This window comes from Glycomyces sp. NRRL B-16210 (assembly GCF_000719515.1).
In the GTDB taxonomy this organism is placed as follows: Bacteria; Actinomycetota; Actinomycetes; order Mycobacteriales; family Micromonosporaceae; genus Glycomyces.
Map to the genome: position 1 here is coordinate 336,138 of NZ_JOGR01000007.1, position 12,507 is coordinate 348,644.

Here is a 12,507-nt window from a genome sequence, read left to right on the forward strand (position 1 = left end):
CTATCCGCGGCGTCGGATCACCAAGGGGCTCGGCATCCGGAAGGACAGGTTCGGGTCGCTCACCGGGGCGGCGACCACTTCGCAGCGGGGGAGCAGCGGCTTCAGCTCGGTCACCACCACTTCGGCCTCCAGCCTTGACAACTGGCTTCCCAGGCACCGGTGGGCACCGGCCCCGAACGCCAGGTGCCTGCGCGAACCGCGCTGGCCCGGGACCATCTTCGCCGGGCACGCCGCCACGCCCTCGTCGACGCCCGCCGCGGCGAGCCACACCAGGATCGACTCGCCTTCCTTCACCGGCAGGCCGTCGAGTTCGGTGTCCCGCAGCGCCACCCGCCGCCATGACGTGATCGACGGGAACAGCCGCAGGCCCTCCTCCACCAGCGCGGTCGGCTCCGCGCCGAGCAGTTCCGGTTCCGTCATGAGGCGGTGCAGTAGCAGCGTCAGGAACTGCGAGGTGGTCTCCTGGCCCGCCACCAGCAGGAAGAACAGGGCCGCGGTGGCCGCGTCCTCGCCGTGCGCCTCCAGCAGCTCCCGCCTGATCCCGGTCGCCTCGCGGGACCGTTCGCGCAGCGTCGCGTGGAACGGGCCCACGATCCGCGCCAGCTCCATCTGCCGCTCGGCCGTCGGCTCGCCCCAGAACAGTTCCAGTGCGGCCCTGCTGAAGTGCTTGACCTGCGCCGCCGCCGCGACCTCCAGGTCCAGGAGCCGCGCCAGCGCCGCCAGCGGGATCTCGGAGGACACCGCCGCGTCCAGATCCACCGGCTCCCCTTCACGCAGCCGCCGCGCCACCTGCGCGACCGCCCGGCGGACCAGGCCCGTCAGCCACGGCCGCAGCGCCTCGACCCGCTCGGGCGCGAACGCCTCGCCGAACCCCGCCCTGATCCACTCGTGCGTCTCGGTGTCGTTGTTGGCCAATGTCGCCGGGAGCCGGAACCGGTGCCCCGCCAGGACCCGCAGCGCCGCCGGCGGGATCGGGGTGACCGCGTCGAGCGCGTTCGCGGCCGAGAACCGCTCCCGGTCGGCCAGCACCTGCCTGGCGAGACGGTGCGAGGCCACCACCACCTGCCCCTCCCGGCGGAAGACCGCGGCGTCGGGTCGGGGATGTTTCCACAGCTCGAAGAGCACGCGCGCAGCCTACCTCCCCCGAAAGTACGAGCCCCGCTCACGGTAATCTGCTTGCAGTCCTTCGGCGCCCCAGGGCCGGCCCGCCATCGCGCGCGCCGCGCCCGCCCGCCGCGGAGGCGCCGTCCGGCACAAGACCGAATGCCCACAGAAGGAGACCGTCCCTTGCAGGAGTACTCCTCCCAAGCCGCTTACGACCGCGGCGAGGCCGTCTGCGTGATCGGCGCCGGAGCCTCCGGCCTCATCGCGGTGAAGAACCTCCGCGAGAACGGCTTCGAAGTCGACTGCTACGAGCGGGACACCGTTCTCGGCGGTCTGTGGAACCCGCAGAACCAGCACAGCCCCCTGTACCCCAACACGCACCTGGTCACCTCCCGCTCCCAGACCGAGATCCCCGACTTCCCGATGCCCGACGACTGGCCGGACTACCCCTCCGCCGCCCAGATGCTCACCTACCTGACCTCCTACGCCAAGCACTTCGGGCTGTCGGAGCACATCTGGTACGGCTCGGAGATCTCCCACATCGAACCGGTCGAGGGCTCCCGCTTCGAGGTCGTCGTCAAACCCGCCGCCGGCAACGCCGCCCGCCGCCTGCGCTACGCCGCGGTCGTCATCGCCACCGGCCACCACTGGGAGCCGAACCTGCCGTCCTACCCGGGCCAGGACCAGTACCGCGGCACCGTGCTCCACTCCTCCCAGCTCAAGGACGCCTCCCGCCTGCGCGGCAAGAACGTCCTGGTCGTCGGCGGCGGCAACTCCGGGGTCGACATCGCCTGCGAGGCCGCCGTGAACGCCGCCGGCTGCGTCCACTCCGTCCGCCGCGGCTCCTGGCACCTGCCGAAGTACCTCGGCGGCGAACCGGCCGACTTCGCGCTGGCCCGCATCGGAGCGCGCCCGAAGTTCCTGCGCCGCTTCCTCACCGACCGCCTCGTCAAGGGCCCCCGCCGCCTCGCCGCCCGCATGGGCATCGACGTGCCCGACCACGGGCCCGCCGTCGAGGAGCCGGTGCGCAACGGCCGCTACCTCGAACACGTCGGCGACGGCTCGATCCGGCGCCGCGGCGAGGTCGCCCGCTTCGACGGGCTCGACGTGGCCTTCGCCGACGGCACCGAGATGCGCCCCGACCTCGTCGTCTTCGCCACCGGCTACCGCCCCAAGATCACCTGCGTCTCCCCGAGGCTCCTCGGCGTCGAGGACGGCTCGCCCTTCCCTCGGCTCCTCGCCCGCATGTTCTCCCCGAAGCAGGAGACCCTCGCCGTCGTCGGGCTCGTCGAACCCGGCGTCGGCGTCCTGCCGATCGTCCACTGGCAGACCCACGCCATCGCCCACTGGCTGGAGGTGCGCCGCGGCGATCCCGAACGCGCCGTGAACTTCAAGACCCAGGTCGTCTCCGAGTCCGCCCAGTCCGCGGCCGAACCGGACGGGACCTCCCCGCGCCACCAGCTCGCCGTCGACGCCGAGGAGTACCTCGCCAGCCTCGGCCGCATCATCGACACCCTCGAACAGGAGCCCGCCAAATGAGCCTCACCGCCTGGGCCCGGCGCGCCCGCACCCCCGAGCCGGCCCCCGTCGCCCGCGAGATCGCCTACCTCGAGCCCGCCGACCTGTTCGACTCCGACATCAAGGACGACCCGGAGGCCAGCCCGGTCCTGTGCTGCACCGGCGACCCCGCCGGCGCGGCGGCCTTCAACGCCTCGTGGCTCAAGCGGATCGCCAGCACCGGCCGGTACGCCGGGGCCGTGAGCGTCCGCGGCCAGGGCGGCACGCCCGCCGCGGAGGGCGGCCTCGACGCCCGCGCGCACGACGTGGTCCAGGCGGCCGTCACCGTCCCCCGCCAGGCCGTCCTCATCGGACACCGCGAGGGCGCGGCCTGGGCGGCGCTGGCCGCCGGGCGCTACCCGGCCGCGGGGCTCGTGCTCGTGTCGCCGCGCCAGTTCCCCAAGCAGCCGCCCAAGCCCGTCGGCGGCCCGCCGGTCCTGCTCGTGGTGAGCGAGTCCGAGTCGCAGTCGAAGGAGGTCCAGTCGGTCACCGCCGCCTACGGCGTGGCCCCGCTGACCTTCGCGGGCGGGCCCGACGACGTGTTCAAGGGCGCCGCGGCCGACGGCCTGCTCGACGCGATCCTCTCCTGGCTCGCCCCCAAGAACTGAACGGGCCCTTCGCGAAGCGAAGCCTTAGGCACGGCGCTTGGCCGGCCGCGCCGGGTTCAGACCACGGCACCGTCGTCGGTGTCGTCGGCGTCCCGGTCCGGCCGCAGCCGGTTGATGAGCAGCCACACGCCGATGAGGAACCCGACGATGCCGACCAGGCGCCCCGGGTTCGTGCCCAGCGGCGCGAGGCCCGGGTTCACCACCATCGCGATCCCGCCGATGATGAGCAGCAGGCCGCCGATCGCCGGGAGGCTCGGCCACGGCAGCGGCGGCGGCTCGGGCGGCTCGTACCGGTCCTCTTCGTCTTCTGGGAGCTCGGCGTCCCACAGCTCCAGCAGCGTCGGCTCCTCGTCCGGCTCCGGTGCGGGGGCCGGCTCGGGCTCGGGCTTCTCGGCCTCCACCTCGTAGCCGGTCGGCTGCTTCGACTCGGTCTCGCCGAAGGCCTTGACGAGTTCTTCGAAGCGCCGGTCCACGTCCTCAGGACGCAGCTCGCCGTCCTCGCGCTCGCCGCTCTCGGGTTCGTCGCCGCGGTCAGTCATGGACGCCTCGGGTTCGCACCAGCTGCCGGTCCATGAACGCGGCGCTCTCGCTGAAGATCAGTTCGGCGTCGTAGTCGAGCGTCGCGACGTGGTAGCTGCGTTGCAGCACCGTCGACTCGACGTCCTTCGACCGCACGCCCGCCCGGATCACCGCGCTGTTGCGCGGGTTCACCACGTGGTCCTCAGCGCTCGTGAAGATCCGCAGCGGCACGGTCACGCGCGCCAGCTCCGGGCGCGTCACCTTCCACAGCCGCCGCAGCGACGCGTACGCCGCCACCGGGGTGCGGCTGGTCGTCTTCTCGCGCACGTCGGGCTTGTTCAAGTCGGAGCCGATCGCGGCCACGCTCGGCATCACGTACTGCAGCGCTGGGGCCAGGAACCCGTGCGGCTTGTCGTCGAAGATCGCCGGATTGACCAGCACCAGGCCCGCCAGGTCGCCCCCGCGCAGCTCCGCGAGCCGCAGCGACAGCGAACCGCCCATCGACAGGCCGCCGGCGAACACCGGCCGCCCCAGAGCGAGCGCCTCGTCCAACGCGGCGTCCAGGCGCGCGTACCACTGCTGCCAGGTCGACTTCGCGAGCACCTGCCAGGTGTCCCCGTGGCCGGTCAGCAGCGGCGCGATCACGTTGAAGCCGGAGTCTCTGAGGTACTCGCCCCACGGGCGCATGCTCGCCGGGTCAGAGGTGAACCCGTGGCACAGGAGCATCGTCGCCTTCGCCTCGGAGCCGAGGTCGAACGTGAACTCCTCGGAATCGGTCGTCACGTCGCCTCCCGGGTCGCTGACTGACGGGGCGTGGGATTCGCCATTGCCGGTCCCCTTTCGCGCTGCCTGCCCATTCTCGCACGGGTGCGCCGGTCGCTGCCACCGCGCGGGAAGGGGTTCCGTACCCGGTCGCGCGGGCCGCGCGACCTCTCTGAGCGCAACCGCGCGGGGCCCGGCGGTGTTCCCGATATCGGAGATTGACTGGTGCCGATACGCTTGGACCCGTGATCTACTGGGTGTTGAAGGCGACATTGGGCTCGCTGCTGTGGGCGGTGTGGCGCCCGCAGGTCGAAGGGCTCGAACACGTGCCCGAAGGGGGGCCGGCGATCCTCGCCTCGAACCACCTCGCCGTCATCGACTCGTTCTTCCTGCCGCTGGTGGTCAAACGGCGGGTCACGTTCATCGCGAAAGAGGAGTACTTCACCGGCACCGGCCTCAAAGGCTGGTTCGTCCGCATGTTCATGGGCGCCGTCGGCGTGATCCCGGTCGACCGGGCCGGCGGCGAGGCCGCCAACGCCTCGCTCGACACCGGGAAGCGCGTGCTCTCCGAGGGGCGCCTGTTCGGGATCTACCCGGAGGGGACGCGCTCGCCGGACGGGCGCCTGTACCGCGGCAAGACCGGGGTGGCCCGCCTCGCCCTCCAGACGGGGGCGCCGGTCGTGCCCGTCGCGATGCTCAACACCCGTGAGCTCCAGCCGATCGGGAAGCGGATCCCGCGCCGCGGCCGCGTGAAGATCAAGATCGGCCCGTCGCTGGACTTCAGCCGCTACCGCGAGCTGGTGGGGGACCGGTTCATCGAGCGGGCCGTGACCGACGAGGTCATGGACGCCCTCCGCGAACTCTCCGGCCAGGACTACGTCGACGAGTACGCCGCGAAGCTCAAGGAACGCGGCCAGGAGGCCTAGACCGGCCGCACCTTATTACTATTCGGCGCCGGCGATGCGCTTCCGATGAGGCACTGCCGCTTCGGTCCGGCTCCGCCGCTGCCTTTCGGTCCGGTTCTCGGCTCCGCCGCTGAACCTCGACTGGGCATTCGGCTCCGCCGCTGCGCTTCCGTCAAGTTCTCGGCTCCGCCGCCATGCTTCTTATTCGGCTCCGCCGAAGCCTGCCCTCCGCCGCAGCGCCGGCAGGTCCACCACCACGATCTTGCGGCCCTCGGTCCGCAGCCAGCCCCGGTTCGCGAAGATCCCGATCGCCTGGTTCACGCTCTGGCGCGAACCGCCGGCCATCTCCGCGAGCTGCGTCTGGTTCAACTCGATCGTCGTCATCGGCGAGGAGTGCTGCTCCGCCAAGCGCACCAGCGTCTTCGCCACCCGCCCCGGCAGGTCCAGGAACACGTGGTCCGAGGACTGCTCGGTCAGGCGCCGCACGATCATGCCCATCGACCGCAGCACCGCGTCGAGCATCTTCGGGTTGCCGTGCACCAGCTCCAGGAACGAGGACCGCGCCAGCGCCAGCGCCGAGGTGTCCTCGAGCGCCTCCGCGCTGGCCGAACGGGGCGAGCCGTCCAGCAGCGAGACCTCGCCGAGCACTTCGGGCGCGCGGGCGACGTGGAGCATGGCCCGCTCGCCGGTCGCGGCGGTGCGGAAGACGCTCACCGCCCCGGACCGGATCATGATGAGCGACTCGCCGGGCTCGCCCTCGAAGAACAGCAGGTGCCCGCGCCGGTAGTGGCGCTGTACGGCCACCCCCGCGATCTGTCGCCGTGCCTGCGGGTCGAGGCCGGCGAACATGGCGACGCCTGCAAGCGGGTCTTCAGATGGGCTGACACCCATAGTTCTCCCCCTTCGGTGGGTCCCGGGTCCGCGGGTTCCCTCCGATGATCGCTGTCTTTTCCGTCGTTGTACAGAGCCCGGTGTCGGAAACTTCACGCTCCGTTGGGCCGTGTGTCCAGACGGCGCACTTGTCGCTCGACCGAGTGTACGATCAAGTCTACGTGCTTTCACGTTGATTGTCCGGTATCGCAGGTCTCGGGCGTGGATGGCTAGGTCAGATTCCGGCTGCATGATCGTATGGCGTAGCGTCGACTCGATACCGGCGACATTCGGGTGCGGGCCAAGAAGGACCGAAAAGACCGCCCGTGATCATACGAAAGGCCGATGCGTGGCGTACCGATACTTCTACGATTGCGAGTTCATCGAGGATGGTCGCACCATCGACCTGGTCTCGATCGCGGTCGTCGACGAGCACGGCCGCGAGTACTACGCAGTGTCGACCGAGTTCGATCCGTCCCGGGCCATAGATTGGGTGCGGCGCAACGTCCTCGACAAGCTGCCGCCCCCGGCCAGTTCGCTGTGGAAGGACCGCACCACGATCCGCGACGAGCTCTACGAGTTCCTGGTCGCGCCGGTGCGCAAGAAGACCGGTTCGCATCCGGGCGAGCGGGTCGAGCTGTGGGCGTGGATCGGCGCGTACGACCATGTGGTCCTCGCGCAGTTGTGGGGCACGATGCCGGAGCTGCCGCGGGCGCTGCCGCGCATGACCAAGGACCTGCGCCAGCGCTGGGAGGACCTGGGCCGCCCGGACCTGCCGGTCACCCCCGAGGCGGACCTCCACGACGCCTTGACCGACGCGCAGCTCAACCTGGCCCGCTGGAAGGCCCTGGAGAGCTTCCGCAAGGAGCGCTCGGCCTACGGCCCGGTCGACTCGCACCGCTGAGGCGCCGCGTCAGCACCCCTGGCCTGCGTCTTCCGCCCCCGATATAGGCTGGGCGGTGTTTCGGCAATGAGGCCGCCCAGTTAACAGTCCTCACTCCAGGGAGTAAAGACACATGCGCATTGGCGTGCTCACCGGCGGCGGCGACTGCCCCGGTCTCAACGCGGTCATCCGGGCCGCGGTCCGCAAGGGCACCAAGGAATTCGGTCACGAGTTCGTGGGCTTCCGCTACGGCTGGAGGGGCCCGATCGAGGGCATCACGCAGCCCCTCGACTGGGAGTCGGTCGAGGGCATCCTCGACCAGGGCGGCACCATCCTCCACTCCTCGCGCACCAACCCTTACAAGATCGAGGGCGGCGTCGAGGCCATCAAGAAGAACATGGCCGCACTGGGCGTGGACGCGCTCATCGCGATCGGCGGCGAGGACACCCTCGGCGTCGCGACGAAGCTGACCGCCGACGGCGTCAACTGCGTCGGCGTGCCGAAGACCATCGACAACGACCTCTCGGGCACCGACTACACGTTCGGTTTCGACACCGCCGTGAACATCGCGACCGAGGCGATCGACCGCCTGTGGACGACCGCGGAGTCGCACGACCGCTGCCTGGTCGTGGAGATCATGGGCCGCCACGCCGGCTGGATGACCCTGCACGCGGGGATCGCCGGCGGCGCGAACGTCGTGCTCATCCCCGAGGTCGCCTTCGACATCGAGAAGGTCGCGGCGTTCGTCAAGGACCGCAAGGACGCGGGCAAGGCCACGATCGTGGCCGTCTCCGAGGGCGCCCACGCCGAGACCGGCATGGTCCTCAAGGACGGCGAGGTCGACGCGTTCGGCCACGTCAAGCTCGGCGGCGTCGGCGACTGGGTCGCCGCGGAGATCAAGGAGCGCGCCGAGATCGAGACGCGCGCGATCATCCTCGGGCACCTCCAGCGCGGCGGCACCCCCACCGCGTTCGACCGGGTGCTCGCGACCCGCCTGGGCCTCGAAGCGGCCTCGGCGGTCCAGGAGGGCGACTTCGGCAAGATGATGGCGCTCCAGGGCACCAACGTCGTGCGCATCCCGATCCACGAGGGCACCGACGAGCTCAAGACCGTTCCCGTCGAGCGCTACGCCGAGGCCGAGGTCTTCTTCGGCGTGTAAGCGGCACCGACCACAAAGTACGGACAGCGCGCAACCACGGGCACGCCCGGTCGTTAGACCTGGCGTGCCCGTGGCCTTCGCAGAGACTGATCCGTCCGAGACGATCGGCGAGATCCCGCACCTCACCGACTTCTCGTTTCACAAGACCCTGCCGGACATTGACTTCGAGGCGGTCCCGGTCACCGGGCTCGACGCCGACTTCTACCGCCGCCCGGTCGCCGGGCGCCTGCTCAGCGTCGGCGTGTACCGGTTCGCGGGCGCCGAGACCCACCGCGCCTGGGGCTGGGTGGGCGAGGCGCACTGCTCCTGGCACGCCTACCGCGACCCCGCCGGCGGCTTCCACGGCCCGTTCCCAGGCTGCCCGCTGCTGCGGCTGCTCCGCGACGGGAACCGCGTCGTCGGGTTCGAACTCGGCTCAGGGAGCCTCGCCCGCGAGTTCCTCCTGTGAGGCCGCTCGTTCGAGGCGGGTGGCCCGCCGGGTGTAGACGATGGCCGCCACACTGATCGCGAGCCCGAGGAACAGCCCGCTGCCGGCGAACAGCGCCGAGGCCCCCGGCGAGAAGCCGAGGATCGCCACCGGCACCTGCACGAGCGCGATCAGGCCGACCAGCAGCCATTTACTGCGACCCTTGCCCCACAGCAGCGCCGTCCACAGCGGCGCGACCACGATGGCGAGCGTCGCGATGTCGAGTGCCCAGTGCACCACCGGATTGTGGACCCGGTCGTGCTGGAACGCCATCGCCGGACTCGCGACCGAGACGATCATGGCGGCGACGAGCGCTATGAAGCCGAGACGACGTGTCATTCGTGACCTCCTTTGCGAGGGAAGTCTCAACGCTACGGACAGTAGTCCCACCTGTCTGTCGGGTATCCGCCACTTGGCGTCATGTTCCCCCCTGGTGCGAGTGGGGAAGGAGCGCTTCGTCGTTTCGTCGCCTTGGCGGGTGGTCGCGCGGAGCCGGGCTACGGGCCTACCTGTTGCGCGAGTCGATAACCGAGGACCCAGGCAATGCCGCCCTCCTCGAACACGTAACGCTGCGGCCCTGTGCGCTTCCCGTCCTCCTCGGGCACATGCGAAAGGCCGGCCGCTCCAGCGACCGGCCCTTCCCCTATAGCTCAGTCACGGGTCTTCGACAGTTCCGCCGCCGTCACGGTGTGCCGCAGCAGCAGCGCGGTCGTCACCGGGCCCACGCCTCCGGGCACCGGGGTCAGCCTCCCGGCCACCTCCGCGACCGCCGCGTAGTCCACGTCGCCCACCAGGCCGCCGTCCTCGGTCGGGTTGGTGCCCACGTCGATCACCGTCGCGCCCGGCTTCACGAAGTCCGCGCCGATCATCCCGGCCCGGCCCACGGCCGCCACCAGCACGTCCGCCTCGCGGCACACCGCCGCCAGGTCCTTCGTGCGCGAGTGGCAGACCGTCACCGTCGCCGACTCGTTCAGCAGCAGCAGCGCCGCCGGCTTCCCGACCACGTTCGACCGGCCCACGACCACGGCCTTCGCGCCCTCGAGCACGAGGTCCTCGCGCCCCAGCAGCTCCAGGACCGCCGCGGCCGTCGCCGGAGCGAACGTCCGCCGCCCCTGCGCCAAGCGCCCGAGGCTCTCCGGGTTCGCCCCGTCCACGTCCTTCATCGGGTCGATGTACCAGCCGACCTCGCCGAGGGACACGCCCTCCGGCAGCGGCGTCTGGCAGATGACCCCGTGCACCGAATCGTCGCCCGACAGCTCCCGGAGCTTCGCGGTGATCGCGTCCTTGTCCGGCTCCTTCAGGTGCTCGATCCGGCAGTCCAGGCCCTCCTTCTCGGCGGCCTTCTTGATCGAGCGCACGTACCAGGCCGTGCCCTCGTCGTCGGTCGGCACCACGACCGCCAGCGTCGGCGCGACGCCCTCGCTCCGCAGCCGGGCCGCCTCTGCGGCCACCTCCGCGCGCAGCGCCTTCGCGACCGCGCGCCCGTCGATGTCACTCATGCCCGAATCCTCTTCGCCACCGCATGCATGATCGCCTCGGCCTGCACCTTCGTCTGGAGCGCCTCGTTGAGCGCGCTCGCGAGCCGCTCGCGCTCGGCCGGGTCCTTGATCGACACGACGTTGATGTCCACGTTCAGCGCCGCCGACTCCAGCGCCGACTTCGCCGCCGACGCCGCCACGGCCACGTCCGAGAGCACGTTCGGGTTCGACCCCTCCAGGATCCGCCCCGACAGGCGGATCACCTCGGCCGCGACCTTCGCCACCGCCAGCGGCACCGCCGCGGCCTCGACCAGGCCCGCCTGGATCGCCGCGGTCCGCGCCGCCTTCTCCTCGTCGGAGGACTTCGGCAGCTTGTAGGCCGCCACCACGCCCGAGAAGGCCTCGGCGTCGTCCTCGGCGAGCCCCAGCGCCTCCAGCCGCAGCCGCTCGGCCTCGGCCAGGACCTCCCGCATCACCGCCTCGTGGTCGGCGAACTTCGGCTTCCCGATGGTCAGGTTGCACACCATCGAGACCAGGGCCGCGGCCATCGCCGCGCTCACCCCCGCCGCCGCGCCGCCGCCGGGCGCCGGAAGCTCCGAGGCCAGATCGGTCAACCAGTCTTCAATCGTCGTCTCACGCACCCGCTCACCCTAGCCGCGGTTCCAAAGGTGGGATGTCTGCGATCGTCCCCGTGTGTCGCGCCGGGCCCCCGTGCCCAAGTCCGAACAGGCGTCCGCCTGGGCCGGCTCATCCCGTGAGACTGGCAAATCGGCCTGGTACGGGCTTGGCGGGCCCGCGTAGGATATGCGCGTGAACCGCCAATGGCATGATCTGCGCAATCCCGGACTCGTCCCCGTCGTCGCCGACGAGGAGGAGGCCGAACGCTATCAGCTCGACGCATGGCGGAACCTGCCCAGAGAGCAGGTTCCCCCCTGGCCCGATTACGCCGAAGTCGAAGAAGTCTCCGGCGTCATGGCCGGAGTCCCCCCGATCGTCGCCCCCTACGAGGTCGAGCACCTCCGCGAACTCCTCGCCGACGTCTGCGAAGGCCGCGCCTTCCTGATGCAAGGCGGCGACTGCGCCGAGACGTTCATCGACAACACCGAGCAGCACGTGCTCGCCAACATGCGCACCCTGCTCCAGATGGCCGTCGTGCTCACCTACGGCGCCTCGCTGCCCGTCGTCAAGGTCGGCCGCGTCGCCGGCCAGTACTCCAAACCCCGCTCCGCGGCGACCGACTCGCTCGGCCTGCCCGTCTACCGCGGCGACATGTTCAACTCGCTCGAAGCGACCGAGGAGGCCCGGGTCTGCGACCCGCAGCGGATGATCCGCGCCTACGCCAACTCGGCCGCGTCCATGAACATGCTCCGCGCCTACCTCCGTGGCGGCCTCGCCGACCTCATGGCCGTCCACGACTGGAACAAGGACTTCGTGCGCACCTCGCCCGCCGGGGAGCGCTACGAGGCCATCGGCCGCGAGATCGACCGGGCCGTGCGCTTCATGGCCGCCTGCGGCGTCGAGGACGACAACCTCCACACCGCGGAGGTCTTCGCCTCCCACGAGATGCTCGCCATCGAGTACGACCGCGCGCTCACCCGCATCTACAACGGCAAGGCCTACGCCCTCTCGGGCCACATGGTCTGGAACGGCGAGCGCACCCGCCAGCTCGGCGGCGCCCACATCGACTTCCTCTCGCGCGTGGCCAACCCCGTCGGCTGCAAGATCGGCCCGACCGCCACGCCCGAATGGGTCGTCGAGATGTGCCAGAAGCTCAACCCCGACAACATCCCCGGCAAGCTCGTCATCATCACCCGCATGGGCCACAAGAACGTCCGCACCGTGCTGCCGCCGATCATCGAGAAGGTCGAGGCCGCCGGCTGCAAGGTCGTGTGGCAGTGCGACCCCATGCACGGCAACACCTACGAATCGGCCTCCGGCTACAAGACCCGCGCCTTCGACCAGGTCGTCGACGAGGTCCTCGGCTTCTTCGAAGTGCACCGCCAGACCGGGACCCACCCCGGCGGCATCCACATCGAACTCACCGGCGAGGACGTCACCGAATGCGTCGGCGGCGCCCAGGAGATCCGCGACGACCAGCTCTCCGACCGCTACGAGACCGCCTGCGACCCGCGGCTGAACACCCAGCAGTCGCTCGAACTCGCGTTCCTCGTTGCCGAGATGTTGCGCCACTAAGGC

Annotated in this window: 14 protein-coding genes; 7 read left to right on the plus strand and 7 right to left on the minus strand. The window is 70.7% G+C overall.

All coding sequences use genetic code 11. From position 1 onward, the window contains the following. Positions 1 to 1,125, minus strand: coding sequence for a cytochrome P450 (locus tag IF12_RS0112030; RefSeq protein ID WP_035748848.1), 1,125 nt, complete (start codon positions 1,123 to 1,125; stop codon positions 1 to 3). A 162-nt stretch (positions 1,126 to 1,287) separates the two neighbouring features. On the opposite strand from IF12_RS0112030, the gene IF12_RS0112035 reads away from it, so the two are divergent. Together IF12_RS0112035 and IF12_RS24120 are read left to right on the plus strand one after the other, a co-directional pair. Beyond that, entirely contained in the window at positions 1,288 to 2,643 is a 1,356-nt protein-coding gene (locus tag IF12_RS0112035; protein ID WP_035748849.1) for an NAD(P)/FAD-dependent oxidoreductase, read from the plus strand. Next, positions 2,640 to 3,269 carry a hypothetical protein gene (locus IF12_RS24120; RefSeq protein WP_051704287.1) on the plus strand — a complete coding sequence of 210 codons (630 nt, stop codon included), beginning with the start codon at positions 2,640 to 2,642 and terminating at the stop codon, positions 3,267 to 3,269. Before IF12_RS0112035 ends, IF12_RS24120 begins: the two co-directional genes overlap by 4 nt. Positions 3,270 to 3,325: 56 nt before the next feature. Here the strand turns inward: IF12_RS24120 and IF12_RS25630 are convergent, their stop codons facing one another. Both IF12_RS25630 and IF12_RS0112050 read right to left on the minus strand, forming a co-directional pair. Then, positions 3,326 to 3,808 (minus strand): hypothetical protein, encoded by a 483-nt coding sequence (locus IF12_RS25630; RefSeq protein WP_051704288.1) that lies wholly within the window; start codon positions 3,806 to 3,808, stop codon positions 3,326 to 3,328. Further along, positions 3,801 to 4,571, minus strand: coding sequence for a carboxylesterase (locus tag IF12_RS0112050; protein WP_035748851.1), 771 nt, complete (start codon positions 4,569 to 4,571; stop codon positions 3,801 to 3,803). Before IF12_RS0112050 ends, IF12_RS25630 begins: the two co-directional genes overlap by 8 nt. Positions 4,572 to 4,795: 224 nt before the next feature. On the opposite strand from IF12_RS0112050, the gene IF12_RS0112055 reads away from it, so the two are divergent. Next, positions 4,796 to 5,476, plus strand: a complete 681-nt coding sequence (locus IF12_RS0112055) for a 1-acyl-sn-glycerol-3-phosphate acyltransferase (RefSeq protein ID WP_030158414.1) — start codon at positions 4,796 to 4,798, stop codon at positions 5,474 to 5,476. A gap of 180 nt (positions 5,477 to 5,656) precedes the next feature. On the opposite strand, the gene IF12_RS0112060 is transcribed toward IF12_RS0112055, so the two are convergent. Continuing rightward, positions 5,657 to 6,346: a Crp/Fnr family transcriptional regulator gene (locus tag IF12_RS0112060; RefSeq protein WP_030158415.1), complete on the minus strand. Its 690-nt coding sequence runs from the start codon at positions 6,344 to 6,346 to the stop codon at positions 5,657 to 5,659. Between the two features lie 328 nt (positions 6,347 to 6,674). Between IF12_RS0112060 and IF12_RS0112065 the strand changes: the two genes are divergently transcribed. The 3 genes from IF12_RS0112065 (at position 6,675) to IF12_RS0112075 (ending at position 8,815) form a co-directional block, all read left to right on the plus strand. After that, positions 6,675 to 7,229, plus strand: coding sequence for a polyadenylate-specific 3'-exoribonuclease AS (locus tag IF12_RS0112065; protein ID WP_051704289.1), 555 nt, complete (start codon positions 6,675 to 6,677; stop codon positions 7,227 to 7,229). A 112-nt stretch (positions 7,230 to 7,341) separates the two neighbouring features. Further along, positions 7,342 to 8,367 carry a 6-phosphofructokinase gene (locus IF12_RS0112070; RefSeq protein ID WP_030158418.1) on the plus strand — a complete coding sequence of 342 codons (1,026 nt, stop codon included), beginning with the start codon at positions 7,342 to 7,344 and terminating at the stop codon, positions 8,365 to 8,367. A 70-nt stretch (positions 8,368 to 8,437) separates the two neighbouring features. Further along, entirely contained in the window at positions 8,438 to 8,815 is a 378-nt protein-coding gene (locus IF12_RS0112075; protein WP_030158420.1) for a hypothetical protein, read from the plus strand. Here IF12_RS0112075 and IF12_RS0112080 read toward each other — a convergent pair. The 3 genes from IF12_RS0112080 to IF12_RS0112090 form a co-directional block, all read right to left on the minus strand. Further along, positions 8,783 to 9,172 (minus strand): hypothetical protein, encoded by a 390-nt coding sequence (locus IF12_RS0112080; RefSeq protein WP_030158422.1) that lies wholly within the window; start codon positions 9,170 to 9,172, stop codon positions 8,783 to 8,785. The two genes, IF12_RS0112075 and IF12_RS0112080, sit on opposite strands and share 33 nt — an antisense overlap. A gap of 311 nt (positions 9,173 to 9,483) precedes the next feature. Beyond that, positions 9,484 to 10,332, minus strand: a complete 849-nt coding sequence (locus IF12_RS0112085; RefSeq protein WP_030158427.1) for a bifunctional 5,10-methylenetetrahydrofolate dehydrogenase/5,10-methenyltetrahydrofolate cyclohydrolase — start codon at positions 10,330 to 10,332, stop codon at positions 9,484 to 9,486. After that, on the minus strand, positions 10,329 to 10,952 hold the full coding sequence (locus IF12_RS0112090) for a cyclodeaminase/cyclohydrolase family protein (protein ID WP_030158428.1): 624 nt from the start codon (positions 10,950 to 10,952) through the stop codon (positions 10,329 to 10,331). Before IF12_RS0112090 ends, IF12_RS0112085 begins: the two co-directional genes overlap by 4 nt. A gap of 190 nt (positions 10,953 to 11,142) precedes the next feature. Between IF12_RS0112090 and IF12_RS0112095 the strand changes: the two genes are divergently transcribed. Beyond that, a complete protein-coding gene (locus tag IF12_RS0112095) occupies positions 11,143 to 12,504 on the plus strand; it encodes a class II 3-deoxy-7-phosphoheptulonate synthase (RefSeq protein ID WP_051704319.1) in 1,362 nt (453 codons plus the stop codon). Positions 12,505 to 12,507: the final 3 nt, after the last annotated feature.

Coding starts and splice junctions, on each gene's coding strand:
- IF12_RS24120 (WP_051704287.1), top strand. CDS start 2,640: ATGAGCCTCACCGCCTGGGCCCGGCGCGCCCGCACCCCCGAGCCGGCC.
- IF12_RS25630 (WP_051704288.1), bottom strand. CDS start 3,808: ATGACTGACCGCGGCGACGAACCCGAGAGCGGCGAGCGCGAGGACGGC.
- IF12_RS0112060 (WP_030158415.1), bottom strand. CDS start 6,346: ATGGGTGTCAGCCCATCTGAAGACCCGCTTGCAGGCGTCGCCATGTTC.
- IF12_RS0112070 (WP_030158418.1), top strand. CDS start 7,342: ATGCGCATTGGCGTGCTCACCGGCGGCGGCGACTGCCCCGGTCTCAAC.
- IF12_RS0112080 (WP_030158422.1), bottom strand. CDS start 9,172: ATGACACGTCGTCTCGGCTTCATAGCGCTCGTCGCCGCCATGATCGTC.
- IF12_RS0112085 (WP_030158427.1), bottom strand. CDS start 10,332: ATGAGTGACATCGACGGGCGCGCGGTCGCGAAGGCGCTGCGCGCGGAG.